General features: G+C 39.4%; 17 protein-coding genes, 7 tRNA genes and 1 pseudogene. 18 read left to right on the top strand and 7 right to left on the bottom strand.

What is annotated here, in order from left to right; translation table 11 throughout:
- Positions 1-112 precede the first annotated feature (112 nt).
- The 4 genes from ybfF to fur all read left to right on the top strand — a co-directional run bounded on the left by ybfF (position 113) and on the right by fur (position 2,854).
- Complete coding sequence (gene ybfF / locus BTA34_RS03905) at positions 113-895, top strand: esterase (RefSeq protein WP_151434565.1); 783 nt, start codon at positions 113-115, stop codon at positions 893-895.
- Between the two features lie 211 nt (positions 896-1,106).
- A complete protein-coding gene (gene ybfE / locus BTA34_RS03900; RefSeq protein WP_036912278.1) occupies positions 1,107-1,415 on the top strand; it encodes a LexA regulated protein in 309 nt (102 codons plus the stop codon).
- A gap of 275 nt (positions 1,416-1,690) precedes the next feature.
- Positions 1,691-2,218, top strand: a complete 528-nt coding sequence (fldA, locus tag BTA34_RS03895; RefSeq protein ID WP_004244384.1) for a flavodoxin FldA — start codon at positions 1,691-1,693, stop codon at positions 2,216-2,218.
- Between the two features lie 189 nt (positions 2,219-2,407).
- Positions 2,408-2,854, top strand: a complete 447-nt coding sequence (gene fur, locus BTA34_RS03890; protein ID WP_023581171.1) for a ferric iron uptake transcriptional regulator — start codon at positions 2,408-2,410, stop codon at positions 2,852-2,854.
- 81 nt (positions 2,855-2,935) lie between these two features.
- Here fur and BTA34_RS03885 read toward each other — a convergent pair whose 3' ends face one another.
- The 6 genes and pseudogenes from BTA34_RS03885 to nagE all read right to left on the bottom strand — a co-directional run bounded on the left by BTA34_RS03885 (position 2,936) and on the right by nagE (position 10,967).
- Positions 2,936-3,289: a type II toxin-antitoxin system HicB family antitoxin gene (locus tag BTA34_RS03885; protein ID WP_151434564.1), complete on the bottom strand. Its 354-nt coding sequence runs from the start codon at positions 3,287-3,289 to the stop codon at positions 2,936-2,938.
- Positions 3,282-3,560 (bottom strand): annotated as a pseudogene (locus tag BTA34_RS03880) (toxin HicA). The gene BTA34_RS03885 and the pseudogene BTA34_RS03880 overlap by 8 nt, the downstream one beginning before the upstream one ends.
- A 100-nt stretch (positions 3,561-3,660) precedes the next feature.
- Positions 3,661-4,500, bottom strand: coding sequence for a DUF817 domain-containing protein (locus tag BTA34_RS03875; RefSeq protein ID WP_109420393.1), 840 nt, complete (start codon positions 4,498-4,500; stop codon positions 3,661-3,663).
- A gap of 528 nt (positions 4,501-5,028) precedes the next feature.
- Entirely contained in the window at positions 5,029-6,423 is a 1,395-nt protein-coding gene (chiP, locus tag BTA34_RS03870) for a chitoporin ChiP (protein WP_151434563.1), read from the bottom strand.
- A 636-nt stretch (positions 6,424-7,059) separates the two neighbouring features.
- A complete protein-coding gene (glnS, locus tag BTA34_RS03865; protein ID WP_151434562.1) occupies positions 7,060-8,727 on the bottom strand; it encodes a glutamine--tRNA ligase in 1,668 nt (555 codons plus the stop codon).
- A 197-nt stretch (positions 8,728-8,924) separates the two neighbouring features.
- Complete coding sequence (gene nagE, locus BTA34_RS03860) at positions 8,925-10,967, bottom strand: N-acetylglucosamine-specific PTS transporter subunit IIBC (RefSeq protein ID WP_151434561.1); 2,043 nt, start codon at positions 10,965-10,967, stop codon at positions 8,925-8,927.
- A gap of 481 nt (positions 10,968-11,448) precedes the next feature.
- Here nagE and nagB point away from each other — a divergent pair, with 481 nt between their 5' ends.
- The 13 genes from nagB (at position 11,449) to fghA (ending at position 18,464) form a co-directional block, all read left to right on the top strand.
- On the top strand, positions 11,449-12,255 hold the full coding sequence (gene nagB, locus BTA34_RS03855) for a glucosamine-6-phosphate deaminase (RefSeq protein ID WP_075671607.1): 807 nt from the start codon (positions 11,449-11,451) through the stop codon (positions 12,253-12,255).
- A gap of 124 nt (positions 12,256-12,379) precedes the next feature.
- Entirely contained in the window at positions 12,380-13,540 is a 1,161-nt protein-coding gene (gene nagA, locus BTA34_RS03850) for an N-acetylglucosamine-6-phosphate deacetylase (RefSeq protein ID WP_151434560.1), read from the top strand.
- A gap of 13 nt (positions 13,541-13,553) precedes the next feature.
- A complete protein-coding gene (gene nagC / locus BTA34_RS03845; protein WP_088493435.1) occupies positions 13,554-14,786 on the top strand; it encodes a DNA-binding transcriptional regulator NagC in 1,233 nt (410 codons plus the stop codon).
- 410 nt (positions 14,787-15,196) lie between these two features.
- Positions 15,197-15,273, top strand: a tRNA-Met gene (locus tag BTA34_RS03840).
- Positions 15,274-15,281: 8 nt separating this feature from the next.
- A tRNA-Leu gene (locus tag BTA34_RS03835) sits at positions 15,282-15,366 on the top strand.
- 27 nt (positions 15,367-15,393) lie between these two features.
- Positions 15,394-15,468, top strand: a tRNA-Gln gene (locus tag BTA34_RS03830).
- A gap of 41 nt (positions 15,469-15,509) precedes the next feature.
- Positions 15,510-15,584 (top strand) — tRNA-Gln (locus BTA34_RS03825).
- A gap of 32 nt (positions 15,585-15,616) precedes the next feature.
- Positions 15,617-15,693 (top strand) — tRNA-Met (locus BTA34_RS03820).
- Between the two features lie 5 nt (positions 15,694-15,698).
- Positions 15,699-15,773 (top strand) — tRNA-Gln (locus tag BTA34_RS03815).
- Positions 15,774-15,823: 50 nt separating this feature from the next.
- Positions 15,824-15,908, top strand: a tRNA-Leu gene (locus BTA34_RS03810).
- Between the two features lie 265 nt (positions 15,909-16,173).
- Positions 16,174-16,449, top strand: coding sequence for a metal-sensing transcriptional repressor (locus BTA34_RS03805; RefSeq protein ID WP_036938507.1), 276 nt, complete (start codon positions 16,174-16,176; stop codon positions 16,447-16,449).
- Between the two features lie 18 nt (positions 16,450-16,467).
- On the top strand, positions 16,468-17,580 hold the full coding sequence (locus BTA34_RS03800; RefSeq protein WP_151434559.1) for an S-(hydroxymethyl)glutathione dehydrogenase/class III alcohol dehydrogenase: 1,113 nt from the start codon (positions 16,468-16,470) through the stop codon (positions 17,578-17,580).
- A gap of 53 nt (positions 17,581-17,633) precedes the next feature.
- The gene (gene fghA, locus BTA34_RS03795; protein WP_151434558.1) at positions 17,634-18,464 is read left to right on the top strand and encodes an S-formylglutathione hydrolase; all 831 of its coding nucleotides are present in this window, start codon (positions 17,634-17,636) and stop codon (positions 18,462-18,464) included.
- Positions 18,465-18,518: 54 nt separating this feature from the next.
- Here the strand turns inward: fghA and ubiF are convergent, their stop codons facing one another.
- A complete protein-coding gene (gene ubiF / locus BTA34_RS03790; protein WP_151434557.1) occupies positions 18,519-19,706 on the bottom strand; it encodes a 3-demethoxyubiquinol 3-hydroxylase in 1,188 nt (395 codons plus the stop codon).
- Between the two features lie 205 nt (positions 19,707-19,911).
- On the opposite strand from ubiF, the gene miaB reads away from it, so the two are divergent.
- Entirely contained in the window at positions 19,912-21,342 is a 1,431-nt protein-coding gene (miaB, locus tag BTA34_RS03785) for a tRNA (N6-isopentenyl adenosine(37)-C2)-methylthiotransferase MiaB (RefSeq protein ID WP_151434556.1), read from the top strand.
- The last annotated feature ends 22 nt before the right edge of the window (positions 21,343-21,364 follow it).

The following is a 21,364-nucleotide window of genomic DNA, read 5'->3' as shown; positions in this document are numbered from 1 at the left end:
CCTTATCAATTATTTCTCAACTTCATTACTCTTTCATATTATTGCGATAAGTTGGCTTAGCATCTTGTGCATGTCATCATAGAAGAAAATCGCAATCATCTTGGTCATTCATATGAAACTCAATACATTATTAAATTATCAATTACACCAACCTGAAACGACACCTGCATCTAATTTACCTATCGTCTTGATCCATGGGCTATTTGGTGATCTCAATAATTTAGGTGTTTTAGGTCGCGCACTTCGTCAAGATAATACCGTGATACAAATTGACGTGCGTAACCATGGGCACTCTCCTCATAGCGAAAGTATGAATTATCAAGATATGGCGCAAGATGTGCTCGCATTGCTGGATAGTTTAACTATCTCAAAAGCCATTATTATTGGGCATTCAATGGGAGGTAAAATTGCGATGGCGATGACAGCATTAGCTCCCGAACGTATTGCAAATATTGTTGTGATTGATATGTCACCCGTTGCTTATAACGTTCGCCGCCATGACAAAATTTTTGCTGCGCTTGAAGCCGTAACGGAAGCTCAAGTCACACGCCGTCAAGATGCGGTGGAAATCATGCGTCCTTTTATTAAAGAGGAAGGTGTGATCCAATTTTTACTCAAATCATTCAAAAATGGTGAGTGGCTATTTAATTTACCTGCAATAAAAAATGCCTATTCAGACATTATTGGCTGGGTAGAGGTGCCTGCTTGGCATCATCCTGTATTATTTATTCGTGGCGGTTTATCACCTTATATTTTAGATGAGTATCGTGAAAACATCGCTCGTCAATTCCCTCTCGCAACCGCTTTTGTTGTCGCAAATACAGGGCATTGGGTTCATTCAGAAAAACCAGATACCGTTATTAAGGCCATTCGTCGTTTTTTAGAGAAAGCTTAATTAATAAACTTAACTGCTTAAAATAACGCCACTGAAAAATAATAACTTAATAAAATGTATAATTATTGTGCTTAAAAATAGCGTCTGTTGATAAAAAGACCAAATCACAATAAGTTAAACTCAGGAAGCAGTGGCGAGACATCACTATGTGGGGTATTATTGGGCGTTTCGCAATTTAGTCATTGGTATACGCCCTTTCACAGCAAAATTTATGGCAAAAGAACAAACTGATCGCACCACACTGGATTTGTTCGCAGATGAACGCAGACCTGGGCGACCTAAAACAAACCCGCTTTCTCGGGATGAACAGCTTAGAATTAATAAACGCAATCAATTAAGACGTGACAGAGTTAATGGCTTACGTCGAGTTGAGTTAAAATTAAATGAAGATGCTGTGAATGCTCTCAATGAGTTGGCGACAGAAAGAAACGTCAGTCGTAGTGAACTTATTGAAGAAATATTACTAGAGCAATTGGCGCAAAATCACGCCTTAAAAATGCATCAAAACAAGAATAGCTAGCGGATAAACCACACAAATTCGACAGAATTAGCCTGCTATTTTCGTCAAAATACGTTTTTAGTTTTCTATTATGAAAACACAATGCTTATCTTTCACTAGTAATTGTTAAAACACAGACAAATATACTCTAAATATTTTGAAGTGTAGCTAGGTGACAAGTGAATGAGTCACTAGAAACAGACACAAAATATGTGTCTCTGGTGAAAATATACGTAGTCAATAACGCTACAAGTTGAAATATAACGAATTTAGAATAAAAGAGGTTATCTCACTTTATGGCAATCATAGGAATATTCTTCGGCAGTGATACTGGCAACACTGAAAATATTGCCAAAATGCTTCAAGAAAGACTGGGCGCTGATAATGCCGAAGTTCATGATATTGCAAAATCCAGTCAAGAAGACATCGAAGCGTTCGATATTCTGTTACTAGGTATTCCTACTTGGTATTATGGTGAAGCACAATGTGATTGGGATGACTTTTTCCCAACACTAGAAGATATTGATTTCAATGGTAAGCTTGTTGCACTATTTGGTTGTGGTGACCAAGAGGACTATGCAGAATATTTCTGTGATGCAATGGGTACTATCCGCGATATTATTGAGCCTCGTGGTGCAGTTATCGTAGGGCATTGGCCAACCGAAGGTTATCATTTCGAAGCCTCTAAAGGGCTTGCAGATGATAATCATTTTATCGGTCTTGCAATTGATGAAGATCGTCAACCAGAATTAACCGAAGAGCGTGTTGACGCTTGGGTTGCTCAAATCAAAGAAGAAATGAGCTTAGACGAAATTCTGGGATAATATAAATACTCAATATTGAGAATGATAATTATTCAATGGTGTGCTAAGATAGTGTGATAGGTGGGGTGTTTATTTTTAAATATCATGCCTATAATCAATAAGGTTATTTATTCACCCAAGTATTAATGAATAAAACCTCTTTGTGAGCACAAAAATTAAATTCACCATTAGCAACAGGATTAAATCCGCATGACCGACAATAATAAAGCGTTAAAAAATGCTGGGTTAAAAGTTACACTTCCTCGCTTAAAGATCTTGGAAGTGCTCCAGGATCCTGAGTGCCATCATGTCAGTGCTGAAGATCTCTACAAGAAACTCATCGATATCGGTGAAGAGATTGGTCTGGCAACAGTGTATCGCGTCTTAAATCAATTTGATGATGCTGGTATTGTTACCCGACATAATTTTGAAGGTGGTAAATCAGTATTTGAATTAACTCAACAACACCATCATGACCATCTAATTTGTCTTGATTGTGGCAAAGTTATTGAGTTTACAGACGATGCAATTGAATTGCGCCAAAGAAATATCGCTGAACGTCATGGTATCAAGCTTTCCAATCATAGCCTTTATTTATATGGCCACTGCGCTGAAGGTAATTGTAAAGAAGATAGCCACGCACATGATGAGAAATAATTCATTCTGGATAATCTCTCAGTAAAAAAAAGGAACTGTTCACAGTTCCTTTTTTATTGGCTCCCACTATGAACCTCAATATTATCGTGTAACTAGTTCCCGCTCTAATAACTGGACAATGAACTGATTTTTTGAGATTGCATGTGCTGCAGCGGTTGCATTCAATCGAGTTTCTAACCAAGCCGGATAACGTAGTGTAAATGCTTTAAGCTTATCTTCCTCTTTAAAAGGCGCAATTTCTTCCTCAATACAAGTTTCAACAAACTCCGTTAAGGAAATAGCCCCTTCTTTTTGTAATCCATCAATACTATCAGCTACAAAATCACAGTAGCCATTTACATCTAAAAATTGTCCTCTGAAGGCTTTAATTTCAGACTCATAAACAACTGATGCAGGGTGCCCACTTATTACCATGATATTCGTACTCTTAATCATGCTTTACTCCTATCACATTCTCAAACCATTCACGTAGACCATTTACAGAGCCTTTCTCCATAACATTCTCTGGATGAGGTTGATGTGTTTGATAAACAGATCCCATTAAAATAAATTTTCGTCTAGAACCATTACCATTTTTAACTTTTCCACCAAGATTATTTATTAGGCTCTTCACGTCATCTCACTTAATTCCTGACTTTGGAGGCACTGTTAGTATATCAGCGAGTGTCTTATAGTGTTTGGAACTCAGCTCGTTGGTCTTTATCATCATTCATTCCATTGACGTCACATGATGATATCACTTTAGCACAACGAAAGGTGACGTCAATCAATGACGTCTCCTTAAAGATAACATAAGCTATATCAATTCACTTCGCCACACTAATACTGTGTTTGATATGTTTTAAATGCACCACAATAGTAAAAGTAACAATAACTAACAGTGACCAAGAACCCCATTTTCCTGCATGCACTGCAGACCAAGCACCAATTTGGTTTGGATATTGCCAAACACCAAAAAATGTACCGAAATTCTCAGCAAGCCAAATAAAGAAACCTATCAGAACAAAAGCAAGTAATAAGGGCATTTTTCGCTCTGTATCATAAGGCGTAAAATAAACCACACTACGAGCATAAAGACCTAAAATAAAAGCAGTTAAATACCATCGATAATCACCAATAAAGTGATGAGAGAAGAAATTAATATAAATAGCAAGAGCAACTAATGTTGCCAACCAATAAGGCGGATAATGTTCAATTCGTACTTTTAAAAAACGCCATGCTTGAATTAAATAACTCCCTACCGCTGAATACATAAATCCTGTAAACAAAGGGACTTCCCACAATTTCGTGTAAGCAAAATCAGGGTATTTCCATGAACCAATTGCCGCTGATGTTTTAAATAACTCCATCACAAAACCAACAATGTGGAAAAAACAAATCGCTTTTAATTCATCCCATGTTTCTAGCTTTCCCCACACCATCCATAATTGAAAAGCGATAGCGAGAATAAGCAGTACATCATAACGAGGTATACCAAAGACACCTTTACTTGGTGTCGCAAATAAAATAAAAAAGAAAAATCCCGCAAATAAACAAGAACGCGCCTCTTTTACACCAAAAAAAAGAAATTCAACAATAAATCGTTTTATACCTTTAAAGGGCTTCAATGGTGGTTCTAATAAAAAATCATCCAATCGCTTTAACATGCTTCTTCCTGAAAACTCGCATTATCGAACAGCCTTCAATGCGGAATAATACATAAGGTGAGATAAAATGAATGGTAAGAAATCTGCCATAGAATAAAAAAACGTACAAGGATGAAAAGGACGAAAAAAAAGAAAGGAATGAAAAAATAAAGGTATTTACCCCCCACTACGATACCCACTCTGACTGCCTTTACTTAGGGTAAATACCTTACGCAAATTCTGCGAAATAACTGAAGCACAAGAGATAAACATAACCCACTCACATTTATCTCAGACGACATGACATGACGACTTTACTTCATTACTTTTACTACATACTGCGATGTTAAAACGACTGTTTTACTTCTACTTACTACTTCTTTCTACTGCGACAACTTCACTTTATTAATGAGGCTTATTTGTAAGGTTCTTCTTAATTAACGTATCCCTATCTTTCTACTAGTTATTTTTACTTTCGTAATCGTATTTAGCTTTTTTAGTTTTATTCAGGATAAAGTGCAATGAATACACTTTATCCTTATGCTGATATTAGAAAATAGTGAATGGCATTATCACGTTAAATTTAACGTCTTTTTCATCTTGGAAAATATTTCCAAAACCACCTTCATAACTTGGAATATCAGAGTGGTTATCATAACGAGTATAGTGAAGCTTAAAGAGGGTGCCTTTAGCGCGACCTTCTTGAACCGTATACATAATATCCGCATTCCATGCACTTTCTCTGATACGCTGACCTTGGTCATAAATGGCTTTACCACTTGGCTTAGCATCCCATGCATAAACATAAGAAGTACCTACCGCCCAACCTGACAGATCCCAGTTTTTCAGATCATACATAACGCCAGCATACAGTGCCTTTTCGCCATTGGCGTTAAAGTCAGAACGACCATCCCACCAGACATCAAGACGACCATTAGAGGTTGCCCAGCCCGGAGTCATACGTTGTAAGAAATAACCTTGATTACCTTCAGCTTTAACCCACGTTCCTTCTACTTTGAAGTCAAACACATTGTAGGTATAACCAAAAGTCAGTGCTTGTAACCATGCCAGCCCATCATAAACGTCATTAACACCACCGCCAGTAACTTTATCTTTAGCACCGTAGAATTGGTAAGACGTTCTTAATGCATTGTCAGCAATTGGGAAATCATAAGAAACTTTACCAAAATACTGATCGATATAACCATCGGCCTGACCAAATGCAGCTTCTAATACTAGGCTGTTTTTAAAATCATATTTGGCGCCAAAAGAATGAAGATAGCTGATATTCGTTTCTAGATCAGCTTTACGGAAGTTGTACATATTCCGATACCATGGTGCTTTATATTCATCTGTCCACATATAAGAGAAAGACAATTCACCATTTTTATCGAAGTCAAAAACAGCACCCGCTTCAGCACCGCGGTAAGTACCTGGTAAGAAGCTCCAGTGTGGACGCAATAAACTTTGGCCTTTAGGTTGAATATATCCACCTTGCGCCCAGAAATTGCCTAATTTGAATTTCGCAGCCGCTTTATAAACGCTCATGCCACTGCGATCGCCAGTCCATTTTTCATCCCAGCGACTTTTTGCATCACTAAAACCGATTTCATTAGGTGCTGCAGGGCCACTGTTATTCAATTCAGCCGCACCAAAAGCAGCTAAATCAATACCAATAAAATCACCAAGGTAACCTGATGAGAAATCTAGATTAGCGTTGAAAGTAGAATGGTGTAAGTTAGCTTTGTATTTGCCGTAATCAGGGCTATTTGGTGTTAACTCTTTTCTATCACGGTCACGTTGCCAATAAAAAAGACCGCCTGTTAAGGTTGAGTCATCAATAAACCCTTCAGCATGAGACATTTTTGCAGGTAGTGCAGTTACAAGCAATGCGCCCATAACGGCAAGTGCCACCCTGCCTGGTTTAGCATGTTGCATAACCATAGCATTGTTTCCTCTTTGACTTTGACTAAAAAAGAAATAAGCACAATGCCTATTTCCAAATATAAAACCCCAAGTGGGGAAAAAACCTAAATTAGGTTAGAAACAGCATATTTTTCGCGACGCGAATTATCAACCTAAAAAAAAGAATTTTTATCAAAATATGACCAAGGGCACATAACCAAATGATCGTTTCATTTTCTTGCTTTTATAAGCATTGAACAAAAACAATCATAACCAATTGATTTAAATAAATTTTACAAAGCAATCTTTAAATGATATGAAGTTTCGTTTTTATAAAAAAGAATAATAAGTAATATTTATCAATAATCTTTTTTAACGATGTAAAATATGTGGCGTGAATCACACTTTTTCTATTACAGTTTTATTTAGCGTGATGGTATGAAAAAACAAAAGAATAAAGTGATAGTGAATAAACTATTTCAAATGAAATAAATGAAAAGTTATCACCTAAAAAAGAAAAAACGAGAGACTAATCAAATTAAGAATAATAAATATTTGATATCAATAGATTAAAAATCACCCAAACCAAGACGTAGAACAGATAAAAAAATGCTCAGTAAATAATTACCGAGCATTTATTCATTAAAGCACTAATGTGGCTTAAAACAGGTCAGATTAACCTTGCTGAGAAATCTTCGCCCAAGTGTCACGTAAGCCCACTGTACGGTTAAACACAAGTTTATCCGCTGTTGAAAGCTTATCAGCACAGAAGTAGCCTTCACGCTCAAATTGATACGCTTTTTCGATAGCAGCATCTTTTAAGCTACGTTCAACAAAACCTTCACGAATAACTAATGATTCAGGGTTAATTGTTGATAAGAAATCATCTTCAGCAGCTGGATTTGGTACGCTAAATAAACGGTCATAAAGACGGATTTCAGCAGGAATAGCATGTGGAATGCTTACCCAGTGAATAACACCTTTTACTTTACGTCCATCAGCAGGATCTTTATTTAAAGTTTCTGCATCATAGGTACAGTAAATGGTCGTAATTTCGCCTTGTTCGTCTTTTTCGACACGTTCTGCTTTAATAACATAAGCATTACGTAAACGTACTTCTTTACCTAGCACCAGACGTTTATATTGACGATTTGCTTCTTCTTTGAAGTCTGCACGATCAATATAGATCTCACGGCTAAATGGCACTTCACGCGTACCCATTTCTGGCTTGTTTGGGTGATTTGGTGCAACAAGAATTTCTTCGCCTTCTGGCATATTTTCAATCACTAAACGAACAGGATCGATAACAGCCATTGCGCGTGGTGCATTTTCGTTTAAGTCATCACGAATACAAGATTCCAAAGCAGCCATTTCGACGTTGTTTTCTTGTTTCGTCACACCAATACGTAGGCAGAATTCACGAATAGATTCTGCGGTATAACCACGACGACGTAAGCCTGAAATCGTTGGCATACGAGGATCATCCCAACCATTTACAATGTTTTCTGTCACAAGCTGATTAAGCTTACGTTTTGACATCACTGTATATTCAAGGTTAAGGCGTGAGAATTCATATTGGCGAGGATGACAAGGGATAGTGATATTATCCAGCACCCAATCATATAAACGGCGGTTATCTTGGAATTCTAAAGTACATAAAGAATGTGTGATATTTTCCAGTGCATCAGAAATACAGTGGGTAAAATCATACATTGGGTAAATGCACCATTTATTTCCAGTTTGGTGGTGTTCCGCGAATTTAATACGATAAAGAACAGGATCACGCATAACAATAAAAGGTGATGCCATATCAATTTTCGCACGTAAACACGCTTTACCTTCTTCAAAGCCACCAGCACGCATTTTTTCAAACAGCGCTAAGTTTTCTTCTACGCTACGTGAACGATAAGGGCTATTTTTACCCGGCTCTTTTAATGTACCGCGGTATCCACGAATTTCTTCAGCACTTAACTCATCAACATAAGCTAAGCCTTTATTAATCAGCTCAATCGCATATTGATAAAGTTGATCAAAATAATCTGAGGAGTAATGAATGCTCCCTTCCCATTGGAAACCTAACCACTGAACATCTTTTTGAATTGAGTTGATGTACTCAATATCTTCTTTTACTGGATTGGTATCATCAAAACGTAGATTACATTTTCCCTGATAATCTTTAGCAATACCAAAATTCAGACAAATTGATTTCGCATGGCCGATATGAAGATAGCCATTAGGTTCAGGTGGGAAACGCGTTTGAACGCTATCATGTTTCCCGGTAGCCAGATCTTCGTCAATAATTTGACGAATAAAGTTCGTTGGGCGGGCATCTGCCTCATTCATGGTCATTTTTTCCTCAAAGCAAAACGCATAATTAACCCACTATAATCCAATAAGCAGGTTTCATAAATACCTTAGCTAAATACACCCCTGAGATATTTATCAAAATAGAGATAAAAAAACGGGAAGTTCGAAAGACTCCCCGTTTTATCGTCTTATTTAACCATCTCTTTATAGAGGATTAAATATCTATATAGAATTTATTTTAGCACGTTGTAGATAACGGTTTTATTTCCGACTACAACACCGGCAACTTGTTCAGCAATCTTATCAAAATCATCGATATTGCTAACAATCACAGGGCTTATCATCGATTTGGCATTCGCGTTTAGATATTCAAGATCTAATTCTAAGATAGGTTGACCAACTTTAACATCAGCGCCTTCTTCAACTAAACGCTTGAAGCCTTTGCCACCTAACGCGACAGTATCAATCCCCATATGCACGATGATTTCCACACCGTTGTCAGTCTCAATACAAAATGCATGGTTTGTATCAAAAATCTTAACAACAGTACCAGTCGCAGGTGCCATCACGATATTAGAGGTTGGTTTGATTGCTACACCATCACCAACAACACCACTAGAGAATGCTTCATCAGGCACATCTTTTAATGCCACCACTTCACCATCAAAAGGTGCAATCATTTCAAGTAACACTTTTGCATTGGCGTTAGCTTGTTTTACAGGTGTTTTTTCAGTAGAAACGGTTGAAGCAGAAGCTCCTTCATAAGCCGGCACAGGACCTTGAGTCAATACATCACGCATTGCGTTAGCGACAAGCTCTGCACGAGTACCTACAATCACTTGAACACTTTGTTTATTTAAACGAATAACACCTGATGCACCTAAACGTTTTGCGTATGCATCATTAACAACGCCAGAGTCTTTTACATTAAGACGTAAACGAGTGATACACGCATCAATACCGGTTAAATTATCAGAGCCACCGATAGCGGCGATATATTGACGTGCTTCTTGTTGAATACCTTCTTTACTATTTGTTGGCTCTGTTTTGATATCTTCATCATAACCGTCTGCGGTTTCATCACCAGACACTTCATCTTCACGACCCGGTGTTTTCAGGTTGAATTTAGTGATAGTGAAACGGAAAATACCGTAGTAAATGAAGAAGAACACAATACCTTGAACAATCAGCATATACCAGTGAACAGCCAGTGGGTTACGTGAGGATAAGAACATATCCACTAAGCCCGCACTAAAGCCGAACCCTGAAATCCACTCCATGCTTGCAGCAATATACACAGAGATTGCCATTAAGAATGCGTGAATAACGTAAAGTACAGGTGCAACAAACATAAAGGAGAATTCAAGCGGTTCCGTGATACCTGTGAAGAATGCTGCAAAAGCACCCGCCATCATAATACCCGCAACTTTGGCTTTATTTTCTTTACGCGCACAGTGATAAATCGCCAGCGCAGCACCTGGTAAACCGAACATCATAACAGGGAAGAAACCTGCTTGGTAACGACCAGTTATACCCACTGTCGCTAAACCAGCATCGATAGATTTCTGACCAGCAAGGAAATTAGGAATATCATTAATACCTGCAACGTCAAACCAGAATACAGAGTTCAACGCATGATGTAGACCAACAGGAATTAATAAGCGGTTAAAGAATGCATAAATACCTGCACCTAGCGCCCCCATATCTTTAATGCTTTCACCGAAACTGACTAATCCGCCATAAATAACAGGCCAGATATACATCAAGATAAAGGCAACGATAATCATGAGGAATGACGCTAAAATAGGAACTAAACGTCGGCCACTAAAGAAAGAGAGTGCGAGAGGCAGTTCTACTTGGCTAAAGCGGTTATAAAGTTCAGCTGAAAGCACACCAACTAAGATCCCCACAAACTGGTTTTCTATTTTACCAAATGCGACAGGCACCTCTGCTAACGGGATACCTTTAATCATTGAAACCGCAGCCGGTGAACACAGTGTTGTAACAACTAAAAAGCTCACAAACCCGGTTAAAGCAGCAGCGCCGTCTTTGTCTTTCGACATACCATAAGCAACACCAATGGCAAACAAGACTGACATATTGTCGATGATAGCAGCACCAGATTTGATAAGTAAGGCAGCAAGCGCGTTATCGCCACCCCAGCCTACTGGGTCAATCCAGTAGCCAATCCCCATCAGAATTGCTGCTGCAGGTAATGTAGCAACAGGCACCATCAGCGCCCGCCCTATCTTCTGCAGATAACTTAAAATATTCACAAACTCCCCCTTGGATAGCCCCTATATTGGGATCTTATTCATACTCATTCATATTTTATAAGAAAATTGATGAGCTAATTATTTAATTCCATTTTTAGTCTAAAAAATTTATTTCGTATCGCAAATTAATTAGTCATAATTTGTGAGATAAGTCACCAATATAGTATATTTTTTAGCTGAAATGCTGGCTAAGTCAGAAAGCTTATTTTATGATTAAAAATATCTTTTGGCAGGACATTTCGATCACCAGCTAAAAATGAAAAGAAATTCGTGTTATACACTCTAAATCATTCGAGTTGCAGGTAGGCGGCAAATAAAGATATCCCGATGAGTATACTCATGTATGTGATTCAGGTAGCTGAGCGTAGCCAACCCCCCTGCAACTTGAGGTATGACGAGTATAGATGAGCTACTGATAATCACACGATAAAATAACACATTGCTGAGTTATCAGATTTTGTCTTTTTTCTATGAGGTTACTATGAGGTTAATCCCCCTATCCACGGCAAAACAAGTTGGTAAGTGGTCTGCAAATTACATCGTTGAGAAGATCAACGCATTTAATCCAACTGCAGAGCGCCCTTTCGTACTTGGTTTACCGACTGGTGGCACGCCATTGGCGACATATAAAGAATTAATTGAATTACATCGTGCAGGAAAAGTTAGCTTCCAACATGTTGTAACGTTCAATATGGATGAATATGTTGGCATTCCATCAGATCATTCACAAAGTTATCGTACTTTTATGTATGAAAACTTCTTTAATCATATTGATATTAAAGATGAAAATATCAATTTATTAAACGGCAATGCAGAAGATCCACAAGCAGAATGCGAACGTTATGAGGCTAAAATTAAGTCTTATGGCAAAATCAATTTGTTTATGGGCGGTGTAGGTAACGACGGTCACATTGCATTTAATGAACCTGCGTCATCACTCTCTTCACGCACTCGTATGAAAACGCTAACTGAAGATACACGCTTAGCAAATTCACGTTTCTTCGACAATAATGTTAATCATGTTCCTAAATATGCACTAACAGTGGGTGTAGGCACATTATTAGATGCTGAAGAATTAATGATTTTGGCAACTGGTTTTAATAAAGCGCAAGCAGTACATGCGGCAACAGAAGGCGCTGTTAACCATTTATGGACAATTTCCTGTGTTCAGCTTCACCCTAAAGCAATTTTAGTGTGTGATGATCCTGCAACAATGGAATTACGAGTAAAAACATTGCGTTATTTCCAACAGATTGAAGCGCAAGAGTGTCAGAAATACCAAGACTAAGTTTAGTAAAATAAGTACCTACTGATTAAGTAGTGGAAAAGGCTAAGCTCTCTTATTTATCAGCCAGAATTTGCTGGCTGATATCGGATTTTTAGATTGACTTCCCTTATCAGGAGACAAAGGTATGTTTGCCTTAACAAATGCTGTTATTTATACAGGTTACGACCGTTTAGAAAACCACGCCATTATTATTAACGGCTCCCGTATTGAGCAGGTTTGCCCACAGGATCAACTGCCGAAAGATATCACAACTCGTGATATGAAAGGTGCAATTGTCTCTCCCGGTTTTATCGATTTACAGGTTAATGGCTGTGGTGGTGTGCAATTTAATGATACGCCAGAAAATGTCACCGTTGAAACGTTAGAAATAATGCAAAAAGCGAATGAACGTTTAGGTTGCACCAGTTATTTACCAACATTAATTACCTGTTCTGATGAATTGATGAAAATAGGCATTGAAGCAACTCGTGCTTATATGCAGAAACATGAAAATAAAGTGTTGGGATTACATTTAGAAGGTCCTTATATCAATGTGATTAAAAAAGGGACTCATGATCCACAATTCATTCGTCAACCAAGTGCTCAGATGATTAGCTATTTGTGCGATAATGCTGATGTCATCGCCAAAATCACCCTTGCGCCAGAAATGGTTGATGAAAAGTATGTTCGTCAATTAATCAAAGCAGGTATCATTGTTTCTGCGGGTCATTCCAATTCGACTTATGAAGAAGCGCGTAAAGGGTTCCGTAATGGTATCTCATTATCGACTCACCTTTACAACGCAATGCCTTATATTACAGGCAGAGGTCCGGGGCTTGTCGGTGCCATTTATGATACACCTGAGGTTTATGCTGGTATCATTGCTGATGGTTTACATGTTTCATGGGCAAATATTCGTAACAGCAAGCGTCTGAAAGGTGAAAAACTACTTTTAGTCACAGACGCAACTGCGCCAGCGGGGCTTGATCCTAGTAAAAATGAGATGGATAGCTTCGTTTTTGCAGGTAAAACCATATATTATCGTAATGGCCTTTGTGTCGATGCCGATGGCACATTAAGTGGATCATCACTAACCATGATTGGTGCAATTAAAAATAGCGTGATCCATGTAGGTATTCCATTAGATGAAACATTGCGGATGGCAACACTTTATCCTGCTCGCGCAATTGGAATGGAAAAAGAATTGGGAACAATTGAAGCTGGAAAAATTGCTAACCTCGCTTCTTTTGACAAGGACTTCAACCTTTGCACAACGTTTGTCAATGGTATCGAAATAACTGAATAACTAATGGATGTATATGCTGATGAGTCATAACAACACTGAAACGCAAATTGGCAATATCGATCTTGTTAAACAACTTAACAGTGCGATTGTGTATCGACTGATTGATCAACACGGGCCAATTTCCCGTATCCAAATAGCCGAACAAAGCCAACTAGCACCAGCCAGTGTGACTAAAATTACTCGTCAGTTGCTTGAACGAGGCTTAATCAAAGAGGTTGATCAACAGGCATCAACAGGTGGTCGTCGCGCAATTTCTATTATTGTTGAACACCGCAATTTTAATACAGTCAGTGTGCGATTAGGGCGTAATGATGCCACTGTTGCTCTTTACGATCTGAGCGGTAAAGTCATCATTGAGCAACACTACCCTTTAGAGCAGAGCACTCAAAATGAAGTTGAAGCTCTGCTTATCAATGCAATTGATGATTTTATTAAACAAAATCAACGTCGCATTCGTGAGCTTATTTCAATTTCCGTGATCTTACCCGGTCTTGTTGATCCAAATAAAGGCATTGTTCGTTATATGCCTCATATGAAAGTAGATAATTGGGCTTTGGTAAATAGCTTAGAAAAACGCTTTAGTCTGCCTTGTTATGCTGGGCATGATATCCGGAGCCTTGCACTCGCTGAAAACTATTTTGGTGCCACTCGAGATTGTGAAGACTCATTACTCGTTCGGATACATCGTGGTGCAGGTGCTGGTGTTATTATTAATAATAAAATTCTGCTCAACCAGCGCGGTAACCTAGGGGAGATTGGTCATATTCAAATCGATCCTCTAGGTGAACGTTGCCATTGTGGCAATTTTGGTTGTTTAGAAACGATTGCATCCAATACAGCTATTGAAGCCAAAGTGCGCTATCAATTAGAGCAAGGCTACCCAAGCCAGTATTTATCGCCAACACAGTGCCAAATCCAAGATATTTGTCGAGCAGCAGTTAAAAATGACCCGCTAGCAGTCGAAACCATTAAACAAGTAGGTTTACACTTAGGTAAAGCTATTGCAATCGCTATTAACCTGTTTAACCCACAAAAAGTGGTTTTAGCGGGTGAATTGACTGAAGCGGCTGAAGTTTTACTCCCCTCAATTCAAAGTTGTATTAATACGCAAGTATTAAAAGAATTCAGAGAAGAGCTTCCGGTTGTCACATCAGAGCTTGATCATCGTTCTGCCATAGGGGCTTTTGCCTTAACTAAACGTGCAATGCTTAATGGAGAATTGCTTCAACAGCTATTAGAAAAGTAATTTACTGTCGATAAATTATACTTTCTGGTTTAAATGTATACTTTTCTAACTTTTATGATGAAATAAGTCTAAAATTCAATCAGTAACATCTAAAGAAAAAGAAATGTAGTGTGATTTTTTCACCGCATTTCTTTTTTTATGCTCATTGTTCTTCATCTTTTCCTTCTTTCACTTAATCTCATTTCTGTTACTGCTTTGTTTTTTCTTTTTATTCACACACTATTGCGTCTTATTTTTTGAGATATTTTTCATCAATAAGGTTGTTTTTTGGATCTTTTTTCGACAAAATGATTAACCATCGAGCAAACGGACACGTTTCTCGAAAATTAATGCAAAAAGCAGTTGACGGATTTGTCTGTAATACGCATAATGCGCCCCGCAACGCCGACGAAGGTTATGCAAAAAAAGATGGCTATGTAGCTCAGCTGGTTAGAGCACAACACTCATAATGTTGGGGTCACAGGTTCGAATCCCGTCATAGCCACCATATTTTTTGCGGGAGTGGCGAAATTGGTAGACGCACCAGATTTAGGTTCTGGCGCCGCAAGGTGTGCGAGTTCAAGTCTCGCCTCCCGCACCATTTTAACCTCGTCAAGAATTTATCAGTTGGGATATCGCCAAGCGGTAAGGCACCAGGTTTTGATCCTGGCATTCCCAGGTTCGAATCCTGGTATCCCAGCCATTTTTCTGATAAATAAGTGTGTTGACAATTGAATTAGCGGATGGGATATCGCCAAGCGGTAAGGCACCAGGTTTTGATCCTGGCATTCCCAGGTTCGAATCCTGGTATCCCAGCCATCTTTCAAAAGAAAGATAACTAGATTCAATATGGCTATGTAGCTCAGCTGGTTAGAGCACAACACTCATAATGTTGGGGTCACAGGTTCGAATCCCGTCATAGCCACCATTTTTTGGGATATCGCCAAGCGGTAAGGCACCAGGTTTTGATCCTGGCATTCCCAGGTTCGAATCCTGGTATCCCAGCCATATTTTGAAAGAGAGACTCGCAGAGCGAGTCTTTTTTTCTCCAAGTTGTTGCGGGAGTGGCGAAATTGGTAGACGCACCAGATTTAGGTTCTGGCGCCGCAAGGTGTGCGAGTTCAAGTCTCGCCTCCCGCACCATTGATTACTAACGTGTTTATCACGAAATCAACAGATAAGACTCGCAATAGCGGGTCTTTTTTGTTTTTGTCTCTTCACTTTTTCCTATCTATTTTCTAAACGTCATTCTCCTCCCTCTTCTTTTCTTATTTTTCTGCCCTCAAAAATCAATGTTCTCCACATCATCATTTTTTATTTATTCTCATCACGCCACATTTTATTGATCTCGCTGTACATATATCCCTCTAAATACTATACTCCCCTATAGTATATTTAAGGATTATATATGCCACACTCACCAGCAGAAAAAAAAGCCGCGTTAACTCGCGTGAGAAAAATTAAAGGGCAGCTTCTCGCATTAGAAACTGCACTTGAAAATGAAAATGAATGCGGTCAGGTATTACAACAAATTGCCGCCATCAGAGGTGCTATCAATGGCCTGATGGCTGGAGTACTCGAAAGTCATTTACGTGAAGGTCTTATGGATGCCGTCGCTTCTCCTGAAGATCAAAAAAACTCCGTTGATGATGCCATTTCACTTATCCGCACTTACCTGCGTTAATAACAAAAAGGATACACCATGAAATCTCGTGCTGCGGTCGCATTTGGGCCAGGAGAACCTTTAAAAATCGTTGAAGTTGATGTAATGCCACCTCAAGCGGGTGAAGTGCTCATTAAAATTAGTCACACCGGTGTTTGCCATACAGACGCATTTACACTTTCTGGTGATGATCCTGAAGGTGTCTTCCCTGCTATTCTTGGTCATGAAGGTGCTGGTGTAGTTGTAGAGGTCGGTGAAGGTGTCACCAGTGTTAAACCGGGCGATCACGTTATTCCTCTGTACACGGCTGAATGTGGCGAATGTCTATTCTGTAAATCAGGCAAAACAAACTTATGTGTTGCAGTCAGAGCAACGCAAGGTAAAGGTTTAATGCCAGATGGAACAACACGTTTTTCTTATAACGGACAGCCTATTTATCATTATATGGGATGTTCTACTTTTAGCGAATACACTGTGGTAGCTGAAGTTTCTCTGGCGAAAATCAATCCAGAAGCCAATCACGAAGAAGTTTGCTTATTAGGTTGTGGCGTAACAACCGGTATTGGTGCGGTTCACAATACAGCAAAAGTGCAAGAAGGCGACTCTGTTGCTGTATTTGGTTTAGGAGGCATTGGTCTTGCCGTTCTTCAAGGCGCAAGACAAGCCAAAGCAGGACGTATTTTTGCTATCGATACAAACCCTGAAAAATTTGCATTAGCACGCCAATTTGGTGCAACAGATTGCTTAAATCCTAATGACTACGACAAACCCATCCAGCAAGTCCTTGTCGAAATGACACAATGGGGTGTTGACCATACTTTTGAATGCATTGGTAACACGAATGTCATGAGAGCAGCATTAGAAAGTGCGCATCGTGGCTGGGGTCAATCCATTATTATTGGTGTCGCAGGTGCTGGGCAAGAGATCTCCACCCGTCCATTCCAACTAGTAACAGGTCGTTCGTGGAGAGGCACAGCTTTTGGTGGTGTTAAAGGTCGTAGCCAATTACCCGGTATGGTTGAGGATGCAATGAAAGGCGATATCGAACTTAAGCCTTTTGTTACCCATAAACTACCGTTAGAAAAAATTAATGAAGCTTTTGATTTAATGCACGAAGGTAAATCAATCCGTACAGTTATTCATTTCGATTAATCATCCTCAAACCTATGTCTCATAGGTTTGTCTTTGTTTTTAAAGGAGTCAAAATGGAAAGGATTGAACGTCATGCCTGCTTTGGTGGTTGGCAAGAAGTCTATCAACATACATCAAAGACGTTAAATTGTGAGATGAAATTTGCCATCTATCTTCCTCCTATGGAAGAAGAGCAAAAATACCCTGTTTTATATTGGTTATCAGGCTTAACCTGCAACGAACAAAATTTTATTACTAAATCAGGCGCTCAACAATTTGCGGCACAACATGGCATTATTTTAGTCGTACCTGATACCAGTCCTCGTGGTGAAAATGTCGCTGATGATAGTGCTTACGATTTAGGGCAAGGCGCAGGTTTTTATCTTAATGCGACACAATCGCCGTGGAATACTCATTACAATATGTATGACTACATTGTTGATGAACTTCCTACACTGATAGAAACGCATTTTCCTGTGACTCATCAACGTGCCATTAGTGGGCATTCGATGGGAGGGCATGGCGCATTAACGATTGCACTGCGAAATTCGGCACGCTACCGCAGTGTGTCAGCATTTTCTCCGATTGTGGCACCATCAGTTGTTCCTTGGGGTAAAAAAGCGTTTAGCGCCTATTTAGGCGATGATACGGCACAATGGCAACAATATGATGCAGTGGCTTTGATTAACCAAGCAGAAAACGTGTTACCTATGCGTGTTGATGTCGGGCTAGATGATCCTTTCTATCAAGAACAACTGAAGCCTGAATTATTTTCACAAGCTTGCGATACAAAACAATTCGCTTATCAGTTGAATTTACATCAAGGGTACGATCACAGTTACTATTTTGTGGCGAGTTTCATTGGTGAGCATATTGCTTTTCATGCCAAGCATTTAAAAGCGTAACAACAATGCGATGATCTTATTGCTGATATCCAACTCAGATCATCGCATTTCTCATTACTTAATACCTAACGCATAACGTAATGCCGCTTCTTTGGCTTTTCCTGCATGTTGAGCAGCTAAAAGGCCGAGATTCCTCACCACTTTTAAACCCGGTAATTGGTGGCTAAAGGCATGATAAAATACGTCCATGCCCGCTTGCATAACTAAATTATCAGGCATACGACGACGCTGATATTTTTTCAATAACGCCATTGAATCCCAAGGCTCAAAATGTTTTTTGGCATCAGCCACTAAGTCTAAAAAACAATCCACATCGCGGTAGCCTAAATTAACGCCCTGCCCCGCTAACGGATTGATGGTGTGAGCCGCATCTCCCAACAAAATAATACCTTTATCAACATAACGACTTGCGTGCTGACGCGTTAATGGGAATGAGCCTGCTGCAATAGGTGTCGCTTTACTTAATCGCTCAGGAAAAGCATGTTGAATTTCTTTTTCTAACTGCGTCATTGACATATTTTGCAGTTTTCTAATTCTGTCAGGCGAGTCATACCAAACCAAACACGCCCAATTATCAAAAAGCGGCAAATAAGCGCGAGGCCCTGAAGGGTAAAAACGTTGCCATGTCCCCTTTTCAGGAGGTAACTCTGTTTTCACCGTGATCAGCATACAAGATTGACGATATTGCCAGCCATTGCTACCAATACCCGCAAATTGGCGCACTTGAGAGTTTGCACCATCCGCACCTACCACTAAATTTGTACTCACCTCACTGCCATCAGAAAGTGTTACTTTCCATTTATCATCTAAATACGTCATTTTGCTTAGACTATTTGGACATAATAAAGTGATATTGCTATAACGTTCAGCCTCTTGCCAAAGAGCTAATTGCAAAATTCGGTTTTCAACCATATAGCCTAATTCAGGTAAACCTAAGCTTTTAGCATCAAAAACCACATGGGCATTTTCTTCTTCCCATGTTTCTAAGGTAAGATAAGGCGCAGAACGCATCGCTAAAACATGTTGCCATGCACCTAATTGTTTTAATAGACTAACGGACGCGCAACTAATCGCAGAAATACGGATATCAGGATGAGATGACGCATCAAAAGGTGCTGGAGACTGTCGTTCAATCATTGCAACACGCAATCCTTCTTGCGCCAGCCCAATTGCAACAGCAGCGCCAATCATCCCGCCACCAGCGATGATTGCATCAAAATCGTTTTTTACATTACTCATCATTGTTATGCCATAACTCATTACTTTAAATAATAGGTAAGCGCTGTTTCAGTTTATTTCTATTAAACTAAACGCCATAGAGAATTAGCGCCGACTTGCTCTAGTCACTGACCACACAAATGACTACAATAACCACCTTATTGGCTTATTACACGCAACGTTTTCCAATGATTAGCTATTGTCTCACTGAAAATACCGGATTTACACAATGTCGACGATAAAAAAACTGTACATTAAAACTTGGGGCTGTCAGATGAATGAGTACGATTCATCCAAAATGGCAGACCTACTCGAAAGCACCCACGGTTATCAGTTAACCGATGTCGCCGAAGATGCGGACATTCTACTGCTAAATACCTGTTCTATCCGTGAGAAAGCACAAGAAAAAGTCTTTCATCAGTTAGGACGTTGGAAATATTTTAAAGATAATAAACCCGATATTATCATTGGCGTTGGCGGTTGTGTTGCTTCTCAAGAAGGTGAATACATCCGTCAACGTGCGCAGTGTGTCGATATTATCTTCGGACCACAAACTTTACACCGTTTACCTGAAATGATTAATCAGGTTAAAGGGACTAAAAGCCCAGTTGTCGATATCAGCTTCCCTGAAATCGAAAAATTTGACCGTTTACCAGAGCCTCGTGCTGAAGGTCCTTCTGCTTTTGTCTCCATCATGGAAGGCTGTAACAAATACTGTTCTTTCTGCGTAGTTCCTTACACACGCGGTGAAGAAGTTAGCCGCCCTTGTGATGATGTGCTATTTGAAATTGCTCAATTAGCGGCACAAGGCGTGCGCGAAGTAAACTTGTTAGGTCAAAACGTTAACGCCTACCGAGGCGCCACTTTTGATGGTCAAATCTGTAGCTTTGCTGAATTAATTCGCTTAGTCGCCGCAATTGACGGCATTGACCGTATTCGCTTTACTACCAGCCACCCTATCGAATTTACTGACGATATTGTTGCGGTTTATGAAGATACTCCAGAATTAGTCAGCTATTTACACTTGCCAGTGCAAAGTGGTTCTGACCGCATTCTAACATTAATGAAGCGTAACCATACTGCACTTGAATATAAGAGCATCATTCGCAAACTACGCAAAGCACGTCCTGGTATTCTGATAAGTTCAGACTTTATCATTGGTTTCCCGGGTGAAACCCAAGACGACTTTGAAAAAACCATGCAATTAATTGCGGATGTTAATTTCGATATGAGCTTTAGTTTCATCTATTCAGCACGTCCGGGCACTCCAGCGGCTGATTTACCTGATGATGTCAGTGAAGATGAGAAGAAACAACGTTTATATCTGCTACAACAGCGCATCAATCAACAAGCAATGAACTTTAGCCGTGCAATGTTAAACACAGTACAGCGTATTCTAGTTGAAGGGCCTTCGCGTAAAAATGTGATGGAGCTTTCTGGTCGTACTGAAAATAACCGTGTGGTTAACTTTGAAGGTACGCCAGAGATGATTGGTAAGTTCGTTGATGTTGAAATTGTTGACGTTTATGCCAACTCACTCCGCGGTAAAGTCATTAGAACGGAAGACCAAATGGATTTACGTATTCACGAATCTCCAGAATCCGTCATTGCACGTACACGTAAAGAAGATGAATTAGGGGTAGGTGTTTACCAACCTTAATTGATCAGATTGAACAAAAGGA

It is taken from the genome of Proteus sp. CD3 (assembly GCF_008808075.1).
GTDB classification, from domain to species: domain Bacteria; phylum Pseudomonadota; class Gammaproteobacteria; order Enterobacterales; family Enterobacteriaceae; genus Proteus; species Proteus appendicitidis.
This window is presented reverse-complemented; position numbering and strand designations above follow the sequence as displayed.

Bases quoted from the DNA above. Each gene is read 5' to 3' on its own strand.
- nagC (WP_088493435.1), top strand. From the start codon at position 13,554: ATGCTGATGAGTCATAACAACACTGAAACGCAAATTGGCAATATCGAT.
- BTA34_RS03805 (WP_036938507.1), top strand. From the start codon at position 16,174: ATGCCACACTCACCAGCAGAAAAAAAAGCCGCGTTAACTCGCGTGAGA.
- glnS (WP_151434562.1), bottom strand. From the start codon at position 8,727: ATGAATGAGGCAGATGCCCGCCCAACGAACTTTATTCGTCAAATTATT.
- chiP (WP_151434563.1), bottom strand. From the start codon at position 6,423: ATGGTTATGCAACATGCTAAACCAGGCAGGGTGGCACTTGCCGTTATG.
- ubiF (WP_151434557.1), bottom strand. From the start codon at position 19,706: ATGATGAGTAATGTAAAAAACGATTTTGATGCAATCATCGCTGGTGGC.
- nagB (WP_075671607.1), top strand. From the start codon at position 11,449: ATGAGGTTAATCCCCCTATCCACGGCAAAACAAGTTGGTAAGTGGTCT.
- BTA34_RS03885 (WP_151434564.1), bottom strand. From the start codon at position 3,289: ATGATTAAGAGTACGAATATCATGGTAATAAGTGGGCACCCTGCATCA.
- miaB (WP_151434556.1), top strand. From the start codon at position 19,912: ATGTCGACGATAAAAAAACTGTACATTAAAACTTGGGGCTGTCAGATG.
- BTA34_RS03800 (WP_151434559.1), top strand. From the start codon at position 16,468: ATGAAATCTCGTGCTGCGGTCGCATTTGGGCCAGGAGAACCTTTAAAA.
- ybfF (WP_151434565.1), top strand. From the start codon at position 113: ATGAAACTCAATACATTATTAAATTATCAATTACACCAACCTGAAACG.
- BTA34_RS03875 (WP_109420393.1), bottom strand. From the start codon at position 4,500: ATGTTAAAGCGATTGGATGATTTTTTATTAGAACCACCATTGAAGCCC.
- ybfE (WP_036912278.1), top strand. From the start codon at position 1,107: ATGGCAAAAGAACAAACTGATCGCACCACACTGGATTTGTTCGCAGAT.
- fghA (WP_151434558.1), top strand. From the start codon at position 17,634: ATGGAAAGGATTGAACGTCATGCCTGCTTTGGTGGTTGGCAAGAAGTC.
- nagA (WP_151434560.1), top strand. From the start codon at position 12,380: ATGTTTGCCTTAACAAATGCTGTTATTTATACAGGTTACGACCGTTTA.
- fur (WP_023581171.1), top strand. From the start codon at position 2,408: ATGACCGACAATAATAAAGCGTTAAAAAATGCTGGGTTAAAAGTTACA.
- fldA (WP_004244384.1), top strand. From the start codon at position 1,691: ATGGCAATCATAGGAATATTCTTCGGCAGTGATACTGGCAACACTGAA.